12 protein-coding genes and 1 pseudogene are annotated in these 12,443 nt (G+C 72.6%); 6 read left to right on the top strand and 7 right to left on the bottom strand.

The window, feature by feature from the left end:
- Window positions 1-9 precede the first annotated feature (9 nt).
- Window positions 10-258, top strand: a complete 249-nt coding sequence (locus ACQP0U_RS27865; RefSeq protein WP_030336617.1) for a hypothetical protein — start codon at window positions 10-12, stop codon at window positions 256-258.
- 23 nt (window positions 259-281) lie between these two features.
- On the opposite strand, the gene ACQP0U_RS27860 is transcribed toward ACQP0U_RS27865, so the two are convergent.
- Window positions 282-1,637 carry an ABC transporter substrate-binding protein gene (locus tag ACQP0U_RS27860; protein ID WP_433312726.1) on the bottom strand — a complete coding sequence of 452 codons (1,356 nt, stop codon included), beginning with the start codon at window positions 1,635-1,637 and terminating at the stop codon, window positions 282-284.
- Between the two features lie 137 nt (window positions 1,638-1,774).
- On the opposite strand from ACQP0U_RS27860, the gene ACQP0U_RS27855 reads away from it, so the two are divergent.
- Window positions 1,775-2,608: a phosphoribosylaminoimidazolesuccinocarboxamide synthase gene (locus tag ACQP0U_RS27855; protein WP_433312723.1), complete on the top strand. Its 834-nt coding sequence runs from the start codon at window positions 1,775-1,777 to the stop codon at window positions 2,606-2,608.
- Between the two features lie 15 nt (window positions 2,609-2,623).
- On the opposite strand, the gene glpK is transcribed toward ACQP0U_RS27855, so the two are convergent.
- Complete coding sequence (gene glpK, locus ACQP0U_RS27850; RefSeq protein WP_433312721.1) at window positions 2,624-4,108, bottom strand: glycerol kinase GlpK; 1,485 nt, start codon at window positions 4,106-4,108, stop codon at window positions 2,624-2,626.
- Between the two features lie 101 nt (window positions 4,109-4,209).
- Between glpK and ACQP0U_RS27845 the strand changes: the two genes are divergently transcribed.
- The gene (locus ACQP0U_RS27845) at window positions 4,210-5,148 is read left to right on the top strand and encodes a ribose-phosphate diphosphokinase (RefSeq protein ID WP_433312718.1); all 939 of its coding nucleotides are present in this window, start codon (window positions 4,210-4,212) and stop codon (window positions 5,146-5,148) included.
- Between the two features lie 117 nt (window positions 5,149-5,265).
- Here the strand turns inward: ACQP0U_RS27845 and ACQP0U_RS27840 are convergent, their stop codons facing one another.
- Entirely contained in the window at window positions 5,266-5,724 is a 459-nt protein-coding gene (locus tag ACQP0U_RS27840) for an ATP-binding protein (RefSeq protein WP_433312715.1), read from the bottom strand.
- A gap of 120 nt (window positions 5,725-5,844) precedes the next feature.
- On the opposite strand from ACQP0U_RS27840, the gene macS reads away from it, so the two are divergent.
- On the top strand, window positions 5,845-6,978 hold the full coding sequence (macS, locus tag ACQP0U_RS27835; RefSeq protein WP_433312712.1) for a MacS family sensor histidine kinase: 1,134 nt from the start codon (window positions 5,845-5,847) through the stop codon (window positions 6,976-6,978).
- A 14-nt stretch (window positions 6,979-6,992) separates the two neighbouring features.
- The gene (locus ACQP0U_RS27830; RefSeq protein WP_196924633.1) at window positions 6,993-7,646 is read left to right on the top strand and encodes a response regulator; all 654 of its coding nucleotides are present in this window, start codon (window positions 6,993-6,995) and stop codon (window positions 7,644-7,646) included.
- Between the two features lie 7 nt (window positions 7,647-7,653).
- Here ACQP0U_RS27830 and ACQP0U_RS27825 read toward each other — a convergent pair whose 3' ends face one another.
- The 3 genes from ACQP0U_RS27825 to ACQP0U_RS27815 all read right to left on the bottom strand — a co-directional run bounded on the left by ACQP0U_RS27825 (window position 7,654) and on the right by ACQP0U_RS27815 (window position 10,105).
- Window positions 7,654-8,226, bottom strand: a complete 573-nt coding sequence (locus ACQP0U_RS27825; RefSeq protein ID WP_112583682.1) for a DUF5709 domain-containing protein — start codon at window positions 8,224-8,226, stop codon at window positions 7,654-7,656.
- Between the two features lie 89 nt (window positions 8,227-8,315).
- Entirely contained in the window at window positions 8,316-9,107 is a 792-nt protein-coding gene (locus ACQP0U_RS27820) for an ATP-binding protein (RefSeq protein WP_433312708.1), read from the bottom strand.
- Window positions 9,107-10,105, bottom strand: a complete 999-nt coding sequence (locus ACQP0U_RS27815; protein WP_433312705.1) for an SDR family oxidoreductase — start codon at window positions 10,103-10,105, stop codon at window positions 9,107-9,109. The genes ACQP0U_RS27820 and ACQP0U_RS27815 overlap by 1 nt, the downstream gene beginning before the upstream one ends.
- A 224-nt stretch (window positions 10,106-10,329) precedes the next feature.
- On the opposite strand from ACQP0U_RS27815, the gene ACQP0U_RS27810 reads away from it, so the two are divergent.
- Window positions 10,330-11,529: a glycosyltransferase gene (locus ACQP0U_RS27810; RefSeq protein ID WP_433312702.1), complete on the top strand. Its 1,200-nt coding sequence runs from the start codon at window positions 10,330-10,332 to the stop codon at window positions 11,527-11,529.
- Here the strand turns inward: ACQP0U_RS27810 and ACQP0U_RS27805 are convergent.
- Window positions 11,487-12,431 (bottom strand): annotated as a pseudogene (locus ACQP0U_RS27805) (hypothetical protein). The gene ACQP0U_RS27810 and the pseudogene ACQP0U_RS27805 overlap by 43 nt on opposite strands.
- Window positions 12,432-12,443: the final 12 nt, after the last annotated feature.

The raw sequence follows: 12,443 nt of genomic DNA, 5'->3' as shown, positions 1-12,443 counted from the left end.
GATGGGCACATGTCTTCATTCGGTAAGTGGTGGGGCCGCCTGAGCGCGGTCTTCGGTGCGGTCGTACTGGCGGTCTTCGTGCCTGTCGCGGCCTGGGCGTCCACGGGCACCGGCGAACTCGTGGTGGAGGCCGCCCGGCGGCGGGGCCGCAGCGGCTTCGGGGTGCTCCCGCTGCTGTGCTGCCTGGTGGTGGTCGCGATCGTCGTGTTCCTGGTGCTGCGTCTGATGCGCAACCGTCGGGGTGGCCCGCCGCGCTGACCGGGCCGGCGGCGCCGGGCGGGTCACCAGCGGCCGGCTCCGGGCTGGCCGCCGGTGCTCACGGCCGCCAGGGCCGCGATGGCCTGGGACAGGAAGCGCGCGGTGGCCTCGCGGGTGCCGTCACGCTTGACGCGGATCCGCTCGGCGGCGGTGACCAGCAGCGTCCGCACCTTGGCGTGCCCCAGCGGCGGCGGGGCCGGCGCCGGCCCGAGCAGGTCGGCGATGCTGGCGCCGAACGCGGCGGCCCGTCGCTGGGCCGGGTCGGTGATGCTGCCCTCGGCGTAGCGGCGGACCGCGGCGCTGGCGTTCAGCCCGCGCTCGTGGCCGAGGACGGTGCCAGCCTCACCATTGTTGGTCAGAAAGTTGATTACGTCGATGACCGCGTCCGGGTGGCGGGTGCCCCGGAACGCCGCCCAGTACATCGACGCCCGCGCCCACTGCGCCCCCGGTGGGCCGGGGAAGCCGACGATGCCCAACTCGGACTTGGTGAGTCGTTGCAGCTCCGGTAGCTGGTGCGACCAGGCGAAGGACGCGGCGGTCACCCCGTTCACCACCAGTTGCCGGGCCGGCTCGCCGCTGTCGGCCTGCTCGACGAGCGCCGCGCTCGGCGTGGCCCGCCCCCGGCGGGCCCGCTGCCACAGCTCGAACCACGCGATCAGCTCGTCCGCGCCGAAGCCGAGCTGGTTGCCCCGGTAGAACTCGCCGCCCTGCGACCGCAGCCAGAGCCAGAGCGCCCGGTAGTCGCCCGACCCGTCCATGGTGCCGGCGACCCGGCCGTCGCTGGCATCGGTGACCTGCGTGGCCCAGGAGATGTAGTCGGCCCAGGTCATCCCGGCGCGTGGCTCCGGCATCTGGAGCTCCCGCAGCAGGTCCCGGTTGAACACCACGACGGCGTGGGTCTGCCCGGCGGCCACCGCCATCGTCCGCCCCTCCACAGTGCCGTAGCGGATCAGACCCTCCGGCAGGCCCCGAAGATCCAACTGGCGGTCGGTGAGGTCGAGGATGACCTGACGTTGGGTGTACTCGGTGAGCATGGCGTCGTCGATCTGGATCAGGTCCGGTACGTTCCCGCCGCCGGCCTGGGTGGCCAGCCGGTCGTAGTAGCCGTCGGCACCCTGCCAGGTGACCCGGAAGCTGACCCGGGGGTTGCGGTTCGAGTAGAGCCGCAGCGCCTTCTCGGTGAGCTCGGCCCGCTTGGTGCCACCCCACCAGAAGACCGACAGCTCGACGGGCCCGTCCTGGGTCGAGGTGGCGGCGTCGTCACTGCACCCCGCCAACCCGCCGGACGCGAGCAGAGGTGCGCCGACCAGCGCGCCGAGCAGTCGGCGTCGGCCCGGGTCGGCGCCGAGTCGGTCGAGCGGAGGTCGAACAACGGGCACGGGGCTCTCCTGGACCTACGGGGGTGGCGGTCGGACCATTCACGCAGGCAGCGCACGAAGGTGTCAACGTCCGTCCGGTCACCCTCGGCCGGGTGGTCGAATCAGGCCCGGCGATGTCGCGTGGTGTACTAGGGCGCGTGGAACTTCTGCACTCGGGCAAGGTTCGGGACGTCTACGCCGACGGCGACGACCTGATCCTGGTGGCCTCAGATCGCATCTCGATCTACGACGTGGCGCTGCCGACGCCGATCCCGGACAAGGGTCGCCTGCTCACCGCGCTCTCGCTCTGGTGGTTCGAGCAGCTCGCCGACCTGGTGCCGAACCACGTCATCTCGGCCACCGACGTGCCCGCCGAGTTCGCCGGGCGGGCCATCCGCTGCCAGCGGCTGGACATGGTCCCGGTCGAGTGCGTCGCCCGCGGTTACCTGACCGGCGGTGGCCTGCGGGAGTACGAGCAGACCGGCGCGGTCTCCGGCGTGCCACTGCCGCGCGGGCTCGGCGAGGCGTCGATCCTGCCCGAGCCGATCTTCACGCCATCGAGCAAGGCTCCGGCTGGCGAGCACGACGAGCCCATCACGTACGACGACGTGGTGGACAAGGTGGGCCAGGCCACCGCCGAGCGGCTACGGCAGATCACCATCGACATCTACCGGCGTGGCGCCGAGCTGGCCGCCGACCGGGGCATCCTGGTCGCCGACACCAAGATCGAGCTGGGCTGGGCGCCGGACGGCACCCTGGTCCTCGCCGACGAGCTGCTCACCTCCGACTCGTCGCGGTTCTGGCCGGCCGAGTCGTACCAGCCGGGCCGGGTGCAGTTCTCCTACGACAAGCAGTACGTGCGGGACTGGGCCACCGGCAGCGGCTGGAACAAGCAGGCCCCGGCACCGGACATGCCGGCCGAGGTGGTCGAGGCGACCCGGGCTCGCTACGTCGACGTCTACGAGAAGCTCACCGGCAACCGCTGGGAGTGACCGCCGCAGCGGCGGTCACTCCACCCAGTCGAGGGTGCGCTGCACGGCCTTGCGCCAGTTGTGCAGCTCCCGGTCGCGCAGGTCCGGGGCCATGGCCGGCTCCCACTGCGCGTCGGAGCGCCACTGCGATCGCAGGGTGGCCAGGTCCGGCCAGAAACCGACCGCCAGACCCGCCGCGTACGCGGCGCCCAGGCAGGTGGTCTCGGTGATCCGGGACCGGACCACAGGCACGTCGAGCACATCGGCGAGGAACTGCATGAGCAGGCCGTTCGCGGTCATCCCGCCGTCCACCCGGAGTCGGCGCAGCGCCACATCCGAGTCGGCGTTCATCGCGTCGACCACCTCGCGGGTCTGCCACGCCGACGCCTCCAGCACCGCACGCGCCAGGTGCCCCTTGGTGATGTAGCCGGTCAGGCCGGCGATCACCCCGCGGGCGTCGCTGCGCCAGTGCGGCGCGAACAGCCCCGAGAACGCCGGCACCACGTAGCAGCCGCCGTTGTCGTCAACGGTGCGGGCCAACGCCTCCACCTCGGCCGCCGTGGAGATCAGCCCGAGATTGTCCCGCAGCCACTGCACCAGCGAGCCGGTGACCGCGATGGCACCCTCGAGGGCGTACGCCGGCGGGTGGTCCTTGATCTGGTAGGCGACGGTGGTGAGCAGGCCGTGCGTCGACGGGACCGGGCTGGCGCCGGTGTTGAGCAGCAGGAAGCTGCCGGTGCCGTAGGTGCACTTCGCCTCGCCCGGCTGGAAGCAGGTCTGCCCGAAGAGGGCGGCCTGCTGGTCGCCGAGCGCACTGGCCACCGGCACCCCGGCGAGGACCCCGGTCGCCGTGCCGTACACCTCGGCGGAGCAGCGGATCTCCGGCAGCATCGCCGCCGGGACGCCCATCGCGTCCAGCAGATCCGGTGCCCAGTCCAGGGTTTCGAGGTCCATCAGCATGGTCCGGCTGGCGTTTGTCACGTCGGTGACGTGCTCACCGGTCAGCTTCCAGATCAGCCAGCTGTCCATGGTGCCGAAGAGCACCTCGCCGCGCTCGGCGCGCTCGCGGAGGCCGTCGACCTCGTCGAGCAGCCAGCGCAGCTTCGGCCCGGCGAAGTAGGTGGCCAGCGGCAGGCCCGTGCGGGCCCGGAACCGCTCCTCGCCGTACGCCGAAGCAAGCTCGCGCAGCAGCGGCCCGGTCCGGGTGTCCTGCCAGACGATGGCGTTGGCCACCGGGCGGCCGGTGGCCCGGTCCCAGACGACAGTGGTCTCCCGCTGGTTGGTGATGCCGACGGCGGCCAACCCGGACACGTCGGTGCCGGCGGCCCGCAGCGCCTCCCCGACCACCTGCTGGACGTTGTCCCAGATCTCCTCGGCGTCGTGCTCCACCCAACCCGGTCGGGGGAAGATCTGCCGGTGCTCGCGCTGGGCCACGGCGACGATGTCCCCGGCCCGGTCGAAGACGATGCACCGCGAGGAGGTGGTGCCCTGGTCGATGGCGGCGACGTACTCGGGGGTCACCGCAGCACCGTACCCGGACGGCGGCGCGGCGCGACAGGCGTCACTGCGGGTTCCGGCCCGCCGCCGTCGGTGGCCATCCGCTTCGCCTACGATGTGCGAACGTGCGCGACATCGCAGTTTTCAGTGGAACCGCCCACCCCGACCTGGCCGCCGAGATCTGCGCGCACCTGGGAGTGCCGCTGCACCCGGTGCGGGTCTCCCGGTTCGCGAACGACTGCCTGGAAGTGCAGTTGCAGGCCAACTGCCGGGAGCGGGACGTCTTCCTGATCCAGCCGCTGGTGCCGCCGGTGCAGGAGCACCTGGTCGAGCTGCTGCTGATGATCGACGCCGCCCGGGGTGCCTCCGCCGGCCGGATCACAGTGGTGCTGCCGCACTACGCGTACGCCCGTTCGGACAAGAAGGACGCGCCGCGGATCTCGATCGGCGCGCGGCTCGTCGCCGACCTGCTCACCTCGGCCGGTGCGGACCGGGTGCTCGCGATGACCCTGCACTCGCCGCAGGTGCACGGCTTCTTCAGCGTCCCGGTGGATCACCTGCACGCGCTGCGGGAGCTGGCCACCCACTTCCGGCGCTACGACCTCAGCAACACCGTGGTGGTCTCGCCCGACCTGGGCAACGCCAAGGAGGCCGCGGCCTTCGCCCGGTTGCTCGGCACGCCTGTCGCGGCCGGGGCGAAGCAGCGGTTCAGCGACGACCTGGTCAAGATCAGCGCGGTGATCGGCGAGGTGGCCGACCGGGACGTCATCGTGCTGGACGACGAGATCGCCAAGGGCAGCACCGTGGTCGAGCTGATGGAGCATCTTCGGGGCCTGAAGGTCCGGTCGATCCGGCTCGCCTGCACGCACGGCCTCTTCTCCGGCGACGCGTTGCAGCGGCTCAGCGACCAGGAGGGCGTCCTGGAGATCGTCTGCACCAACACGGTGCCCATCCCTGCCGAAAAGCGGGTCCCCAAGTTGCAGGTCCTGTCGGTGGCACCGGCCCTGGCCGAGGCGACGCGCCGAATCCACAACGGCGAATCCGTCTCCGCCCTCTTCGCCTGACCCCCGCCCCCGCCCCTGACCCCCGCGATCTTGCAGTTTGTGTCGCCGGGCTGAGGGGGTTCGGGTGATTTGTCGGGACAGAAAGTGCAAGATCGCGCGGGGGTGGAGAGCGCGGGGTTAGCGCGGGGTGGTGTGGGAGCGGCTGGTCAGGCCGGTGGTTATGCGGACGGTGGTGCCGGCGGTGCCGGTGACGACCTCCATCGCGTCGGTCAGCTCGCGGGCCAGCCAGAGGCCCCAGCCGCCTGCGGTGTCCGGGGTCGGTCGACTGCGGTCGCCCAGCCGCTGCGGGCTGATCCCCTGCCCGTGGTCGGCGACCTCGCAGACCAGCACACCCGACTCGTGCCAGAGCCGCAGCCAGCCGCGCCCGCCGCCGTGGCGCACCGCGTTGGTGATCAATTCGTTGATCGCGAGCACGAAGTCGTCAAGACGTTGGCCGCTGAGACCCGAGGCGTGCGCGCAGGAGGTGACCGAGTGTCGAATCTCGGTCACCTGGGCCTGGTCAAAGGCTTCGGCGATCAGGAGGGCAGGGTCGATGGGCACAACCGTACGCGGTGCGTGCGGATCTGCGTTCGTCATGGGCCCGTCCCGGCGGCGCATCTCGGAGTATTTCGCGGCTTTTCCACCGTACGTCAGGGTTTCCCGAACCGCACTCGCTGCTCGCCGTGTGGCCGGACCGGTTGTGGCATTCTGACCGCCATGCCGTCGCCGCCGGGTGGATTCGAGGTGCCGCTGTGGCGTGCGCTCACCGTGTTCAGGCTGGCCTCCCTGGTGTACGTCTGCGCGCTCGCGGTGCGCGACGCCGACCGGTACGCCCACCCGTACGCCGTCGGCGCCCTGATCCTGCTGATGATCGCCTGGACCGCGGTGACCGCGATCGGGTACTCCCGACCCGCCTGGCGGCGCTGGCCGCTGCTGCTGGCCGACCTCGGGGTGGTGGTGGCCATCGTGCTGGCCACCCCGTGGGTGGTCGGCCGGACGGCGCTCACCCACGGCGTACCCACACTGGGGGTGGCCTGGATGGCCGGCCCGGTGCTGGCCTGGGCCGTCTCCGGCGGCCGGCGGCGGGGCACTGTCGCCGCGCTGCTGGTCGCCGGCGCGGACCTGGCCACCCGGGAGCGGATCGGTCAGTCCTCGTTCACCGGGGTGATCCTGATGCTGCTCGCCGGAGTGGTGGTCGGGCACGTGGCCCGGCTGGCGGCGAGCGCCGAGGAGCGTCTGCAGCGCGCCGTGGAGCTGGAGGCCGCCACCCGGGAGCGGGAGCGGTTGGCCCGGGGCATCCACGACTCGGTGCTCCAGGTGCTGGCGCTCGTGCAGCGGCGCGGCGCCGACCTGCCCGGGGAGGCCGGCGATCTGGCCCGGCTGGCCGGCGAGCAGGAGGTTGCGCTGCGGGCGCTGATCGCCGGTGCCGGCCCGGCCACCGGCAGCCTCCCGGACGGCGGTGAGGCGGTGGACCTGCGGACCCTGCTCGGCCGGTACGCCTCGGCGGCGGTGGCGCTCTCCGCCCCGGCCACACCGGTGCCGCTGCCCCGACGGGTGGCCGGCGAGTTGGCCGCCGCGACGGGTGCGGCCCTGGACAACGTGGGGCGGCACGCCGGTGGGCGGGCCTGGGTGCTGATCGAGGACGAGGGGGCGACGGTGACCGTGTCGATCCGCGACGAGGGGCCGGGCATCCCGGACGGTCGGCTGGCCGAGGCGGCCGCCCAGGGGCGGCTCGGTGTGACCCAGTCGATCCGGGGCCGGGTGGCCGACGTGGGTGGGACGGTTCGGATCGTGTCCGGCCCCGAGGCGGGGACCGAGATCGAGCTGAGCGTGCCGAGGTCATCGCGGTGAACCCGATCCGGGTGATGGTGGTGGATGACCATCCGATGTGGCGGGAGGGGGTGGCCCGCGACCTCACCGAGGCCGGTTTCCTGGTGGTGGCGACCAGCGGCGAGGGGCGACAGGCCATCCGGGTGGCCGCCGCCGCCCGGCCCGACGTCGTGGTCCTCGACCTGCAACTACCGGACATCTCCGGCGTCGAGGTCATCCTGGGGTTGCGCGCCGCACTGCCCGCCGTGCGGGTGCTGATGCTCAGCGCCAGCGGCGAACAGCAGAGCGTGCTGGACGCGGTCAAGGCCGGGGCCACCGGTTACCTGGTGAAGTCGACAGCGCCCGCCGAGTTCCTGGAGGCGGTGCACCGCACCGCGGCCGGCGACGCCGTCTTCACCCCCGGGCTGGCCGGGCTGGTCCTCGGCGAGTACCGCCGGCTGGCCGCCGGACCGGGGCGGGGGACCGGCCCCGCCGGCGCTGCCGAACCGGCGACGCCCCAGCTCACAGAACGGGAGACGGAGGTGCTGCGGCTGGTGGCGAAGGGGATGTCGTACAAGCAGATCGCCCAGCGGCTCGGCCTGTCGCACCGCACGGTGCAGAACCACGTGCAGAACACCCTGGGCAAGCTGCAACTGCACAACCGGGTCGAGCTGACCCGGTACGCCATCGAACGCGGCCTGGACGACTGACCGGGCGTCAGACCGAGCGCGGCGGCTCCGTCTCGTGGATCGCCAACTCCTCGGCCGTCGCCCCGCCCCCGGCCGATCCGGCGTCGTACGCCACCGAGTCGGTCTCCTGGTCGGTGTGCGACCCCTCGTCCGGCTCCACCAGCCGACCCACCGTGGCGTCGGCCACCGTGCCGAGCTGACCGTGGTCGTAGAGCGAGACAGGTGAGTTCGGGTCCGAGGTCGGCCCGGGATCCATCACGTCGGCGTCCAGCTGAGCCTCCGCCGCGGCCTCCAGGTTGTCCGCCTCGAAGGCGATCTTCGGATCGATCGTGCCGGCCAGCGGGTCGTCCGCCGGGCGCTCGTAGACCTCGCGGTCGAGTTTGTAGTCCAACGACTCACCGTCGAGCTGCTCCTCGGCTGTCGTTCCGAACCGGTCCACCGCCACCGGCGTCCGGTCGCCGGGCAGTTGGGCCGGGTCCGGGCCGTCCGCCTCGCGCCCGGTGAGGACGTCGTCGTTGGCCGTCGAGTCGTCATCGGCGGTGTCGGGCAGCCCCTGCGCCTCGGTGTCGGACACGGGGGTCGGGTACTCGTTGTCGCGCATGTCTGATCACTACCCGCTGCCCTCCCGCCATAACCGGGCGAGCTTCGGCGGTACGGCGCCGAACCGGGCGTCGACGGCGAAAGACCCCGTCAGGCGGCCTCGTCGTCCGGGTGCAGCACACACCAGACCACCTTGCCGTCCGGTACGGCACTGCTGCCCCAGCGACGGGTCACCGTGTCGATCAGCAGCAGGCCCCGGCCGCCGGCCCGGGTCGGTGGGGAGATCCCGGCGAACGTCGGCCTACGCGGGGAGTGGTCGCGAACCGCCAGGTGCAGGGTGCTCTCCTGGGGTGCCAGCCGAACCGTCATCGGGGTCCGGGCGTGCGCCACCACGTTGTTGACCATCTCGGTGATCGCGATGCACGCCGGATCGGCGAGCGTCGCCATGCCCCAGCGCTCACAACCGGTGGCGACCAGCTCGCGCGCCTGCCGGGCGGCTCCCACCGCCGGGGTCAGCTCGGCGGTGAGCACCGCCGCCAGTGGTGACGCCGCGACCGCGGCCAGCGCGCCGTCGAGCGTCGGCCAGGCCGGCACGCCAGCGAACGCGGCGTCCGGGTGGGCGGGCCCGTCCACCGCCGGGTCGCACAGCAGCAGATCCGCGGCGGGCCAGTCGGCGACCTCCCGGCGAACGTCGGCGAAGACGCTCCGCCCGGCCGGGTCGACGACCCGCAGACCTGTCACGTCGGCCACCACCGGACCGGGCCGGGCCACGAGGCGGGCGAGCAGCGCGCCGCGTACCGCCTCGGCTCCGGCGGCGTCGAGCACACCTGTCAGACGGACCACCGCCGACGATTCGTCGACTTCCACGAGACAGCTCGACATGATCGGCCCATTGTGCGCGTCGGTGACGGCCAGCGCATTCTGGCGCTCGACATCGGCCATCAGCGGTCCGACCGGGAGCGGCGGTTGATGGCGGCCAGGGTGCCGACAGCGGTGCCGGCGGCAGCCAGACCGAACGCGGCGGTCATCCGCACCAACTGTCGCCGTCGACCGTTCCAGCCCCCGTCCGGGCGTGCCTGCGCGTCGGCGTGGAACACGTTGCCGCTGCTGTCCACCCGGGCGCCCGGGCCGAACTGGGTGCGGTGGGCGTACCAGCCGAGGGTGCGTTCGACCAGCGCGGGGGCCAGCCGCCACTGCAGGCCGAGCAGCCGGGCCGCCCCACCGGCGTACGCCTCGCGGCGGGGCCGGCGCAGCAGCCGGACGATGGTCTCGGCGACCACCTCCGGTGGGTAGATCGGAGGAGGCGGCACCAGCTCCCGGCCGCTGTGGTTGCCGGTGTGCCGAAAGAACGGGGTGTCGATCGTGGCCGGCAGCACTGTGCAGACCGAGATCTGACCCCGGCCGGTGACCCGCAACTCCTGTCGGACGGTGTCGGCCAGCCCCCGGATGCCGTGCTTGGTGGCGTTGTACGGCGACTGGTACGGCATGGCGACCTCGGCCAGCACCGAGGCGTTGTTGACGAGCACACCGCCACCGGCGGCACCCAGGTAGGGCAGGGCCGCCTTGATGCCGTGCACCGTCCCGAGCAGGTTGACCTCCAGCACCCGGCGGAACTCGGCGACCGGGATCTCGTCGAACAGACCCACTGCGCCCACCGCTGCGTTGTTCACCCAGGCGTCGATCCGGCCGAACTCGGCCGCCGCCTGATCGGCGAGCCGCCGTACCGACTCCAGCTCGGTCACATCTGTCGGTACGACGAGCGCCCGACCGCCCAACTCCCGGCAGCGCTGCGCGACCTGCCGCAGGGCGGGCTCGCTGCGGGCGGCCAGTACGACGGCGGCGCCCCGGCGGGCCAACGCGTACGCGGTTGCCGTGCCGATCCCGCTGGACGCGCCGGTGATCACCACGGTCGATTCGTCGAGGCTGCGGGTCAGCGGCATTCCTCAGCGGTACCCCCGGCCGGGCCTGGTCACACCGGACACGGCTTGTCGATCATCGTCGAACCGTGCCGTCGCGTGCCGCATGTGCTTGCCGTGGCGCAAGTGTCGGTGGCACTCGCGCGGACTCTTCCTGATCTGCCAGGTTTCGGCTCAGCGTCGCGGGGTTAATGGGACGCTCTGACCGGGAGGACCACCGCCGAGGAAAGATCGCAGGGAGGTGACCCATGCGCGTCGGCCTCGTCTGCGCGCACGCCAGTTCCTACCGCCACGCCGACGGGCCGCCGGTCGGTACCCGACAGCACATCGCGCGGGTCGCCGCCGAGCTGGCCGAGCGAGGCCATGACGTCCGGCTCTACGACCGCCGGGACGACCCGGCGCTGCCGGCGACGATGAACGTCGACGGCTACCAGGTGCACCAGGTGCCCGCCGGTCCGCCCACCCCACTACCCACCGCCGAGCTGATCCCGTACGTGACGGAGGTCGGCCGCTGGCTGGCCGACGAGTGGTCGGGTGCCTGGCGGCCCGAGGTGGTGCACGGGCACTACTGGGTCGGTGGCCTGGCCGCCGCGCACGCCGTTCGGGAGACCGACATCCCGGTGGTGCAGACGTTCCACTCGCTCGGCATAGAGCAGCTGCGTCACCTGGGCGGCCACTACGACGGGCCGGGGCAGCGGATCACGCTGGAACGCGCGTTGACCCGGGCGGTCGACATCGCCGTGGCCCAGTCCAACGACGAGGTCGACGAGTTGACCCGGATGGGTCTGCAACGCAGCTCCGTCGCGTTGGTGCCGGCCGGCGTCGACATCGACCTGTTCCATCCCGACGGCGAGGCCGCACCGCGCGAACAGCGACCCCGCATCCTCTCGGTCGGCTCGCTCGCCGCCGGGCACGGCCAGGAGGACCTGGTCCGGGCGATGCGGCTGGTCGGTGACGCCGAGCTGGTGATCGCCGGTGGGCCGCCGGCCGACCAGATGGCCAACCACGCCGAGGCGCGACGGCTGCGCGAGCTTGCCGAACAGCTCGGCGTCGTCGACCAGGTACGGCTCGTCGGGGCGGTGCCGCACGACCAGATGGCCACCTGGTACCGGTCGGCGGACGTGGTCGCCTGCACGCCGCACTACTCCTCGGCCGGGCGGGTCTCACTGGAGGCGATGGCCTGCGGGGTGCCAGTGATCGGCTACGCGATGGGTGGCCTGGCGGACGCCGTCGTCGACGAGGTCACCGGCCGTCTGGTGCCCCCCGGAGACGTACGGGCGCTCGGCGTGTCGATGCGCCGGCTGCTCGCCGACAACGCCGGGCGGTTCGCGTACGGGCACGCCGCGGTGGACCGGGTGCGCAGCAGCTACACGTGGGAGCGGACCGCGGGTGCGTTGGAGCGTCTCTACGAGCGGGTGGTGAGTCGCCGCAAGCCGGTCGAGGCCTGAGCTGACGGTTTTCCTCGACACGTCGGCCGTGGTGCGGTGCCGGACGGTCAGCCCGGCCGGCCGACGCCGACCATGGCGCGGTCCCGACGGCGTGCCACCGAGCGGTGCTGCTGCGGTTCGGCGTACCGGGTCAGACCGATCACCGCGGCCAGGGTGACCAGGAAGCCGGCCGCGGCCAGCCACTCCCGCCCCGGCCAGATCTTGTCGTTGAGCAGCAGCAGGCCGACGATCGCGGCCGGCACGGCGCCCGCCGCGTCCATCGCGGCGACCGCTGCGGTCGTCGAGCCGCGCTGCATGGCCAGACCGAGCAGTAGCTGACCGACGATCGAGTGGGCGATCAGCAGGTAGAAGAGCGGGTCGGCGAGGAACGCCTCGGCGGACGGCGCGGATGCCAGTGGTCGGGCGGCGACCGCGGCCGAGCTGAACGCCAGCCCGGCCAGTGAGCCGAGGGCCACCGAACCGGGTGCCCCGTGCAGCCGGACGGCGAAGACACCGAGCACCGCGATCACGCCGAGCGCCACCAGCAGGGCGATCGAGCCGGCGGCGCCGAGTTGCTTCGACGGCGCCGGCCGGGCGGACAGCACCAGCGCGGTGATCCCCGCGAAGAGCAGTGCCAGCAGCACCACCTCCGCCGCCGGTAGTCGCCACTTCAGCACCAGCACCCCGAGGATGGCGGTCACCCCGAGCCCGGCGGCCACGCTGGCCTGCACGAGGAACAGCGGCAGGTCCCGCCGGGCCAGGAAGGCGAGTACGAAACCGCCGATCTGGCAGCCGAGGCCGACCAGGTACGTCCGGTGCCCGGCGAGGCGCAGCAGCAGGCCCGGATCGAAGGTGTGGTGCACCGTTGTGCGGGCCGCAGCCACCGACTGGAGCAGGTTGGCGAAGCCGTACGCGACGATCATCGCCGCGAGAAA

The sequence above is a fragment of the Micromonospora sp. CA-269861 genome (genome assembly GCF_050948505.1).
GTDB lineage: Bacteria > Actinomycetota > Actinomycetes > Mycobacteriales > Micromonosporaceae > Micromonospora.
The sequence above is the reverse complement of the archived record's forward strand: the minus strand, read 5'-3'. Positions and strand labels throughout refer to the sequence as shown.

Excerpts from the sequence above, each read along its gene's own strand:
- ACQP0U_RS27810 (WP_433312702.1), top strand. The coding sequence starts at position 10,330 with ATGCGCGTCGGCCTCGTCTGCGCGCACGCCAGTTCCTACCGCCACGCC.
- ACQP0U_RS27840 (WP_433312715.1), bottom strand. The coding sequence starts at position 5,724 with ATGACGAACGCAGATCCGCACGCACCGCGTACGGTTGTGCCCATCGAC.
- ACQP0U_RS27865 (WP_030336617.1), top strand. The coding sequence starts at position 10 with ATGTCTTCATTCGGTAAGTGGTGGGGCCGCCTGAGCGCGGTCTTCGGT.
- ACQP0U_RS27825 (WP_112583682.1), bottom strand. The coding sequence starts at position 8,226 with ATGCGCGACAACGAGTACCCGACCCCCGTGTCCGACACCGAGGCGCAG.
- ACQP0U_RS27820 (WP_433312708.1), bottom strand. The coding sequence starts at position 9,107 with ATGGCCGATGTCGAGCGCCAGAATGCGCTGGCCGTCACCGACGCGCAC.
- macS (WP_433312712.1), top strand. The coding sequence starts at position 5,845 with ATGCCGTCGCCGCCGGGTGGATTCGAGGTGCCGCTGTGGCGTGCGCTC.
- ACQP0U_RS27815 (WP_433312705.1), bottom strand. The coding sequence starts at position 10,105 with ATGCCGCTGACCCGCAGCCTCGACGAATCGACCGTGGTGATCACCGGC.
- ACQP0U_RS27830 (WP_196924633.1), top strand. The coding sequence starts at position 6,993 with ATGGTGGTGGATGACCATCCGATGTGGCGGGAGGGGGTGGCCCGCGAC.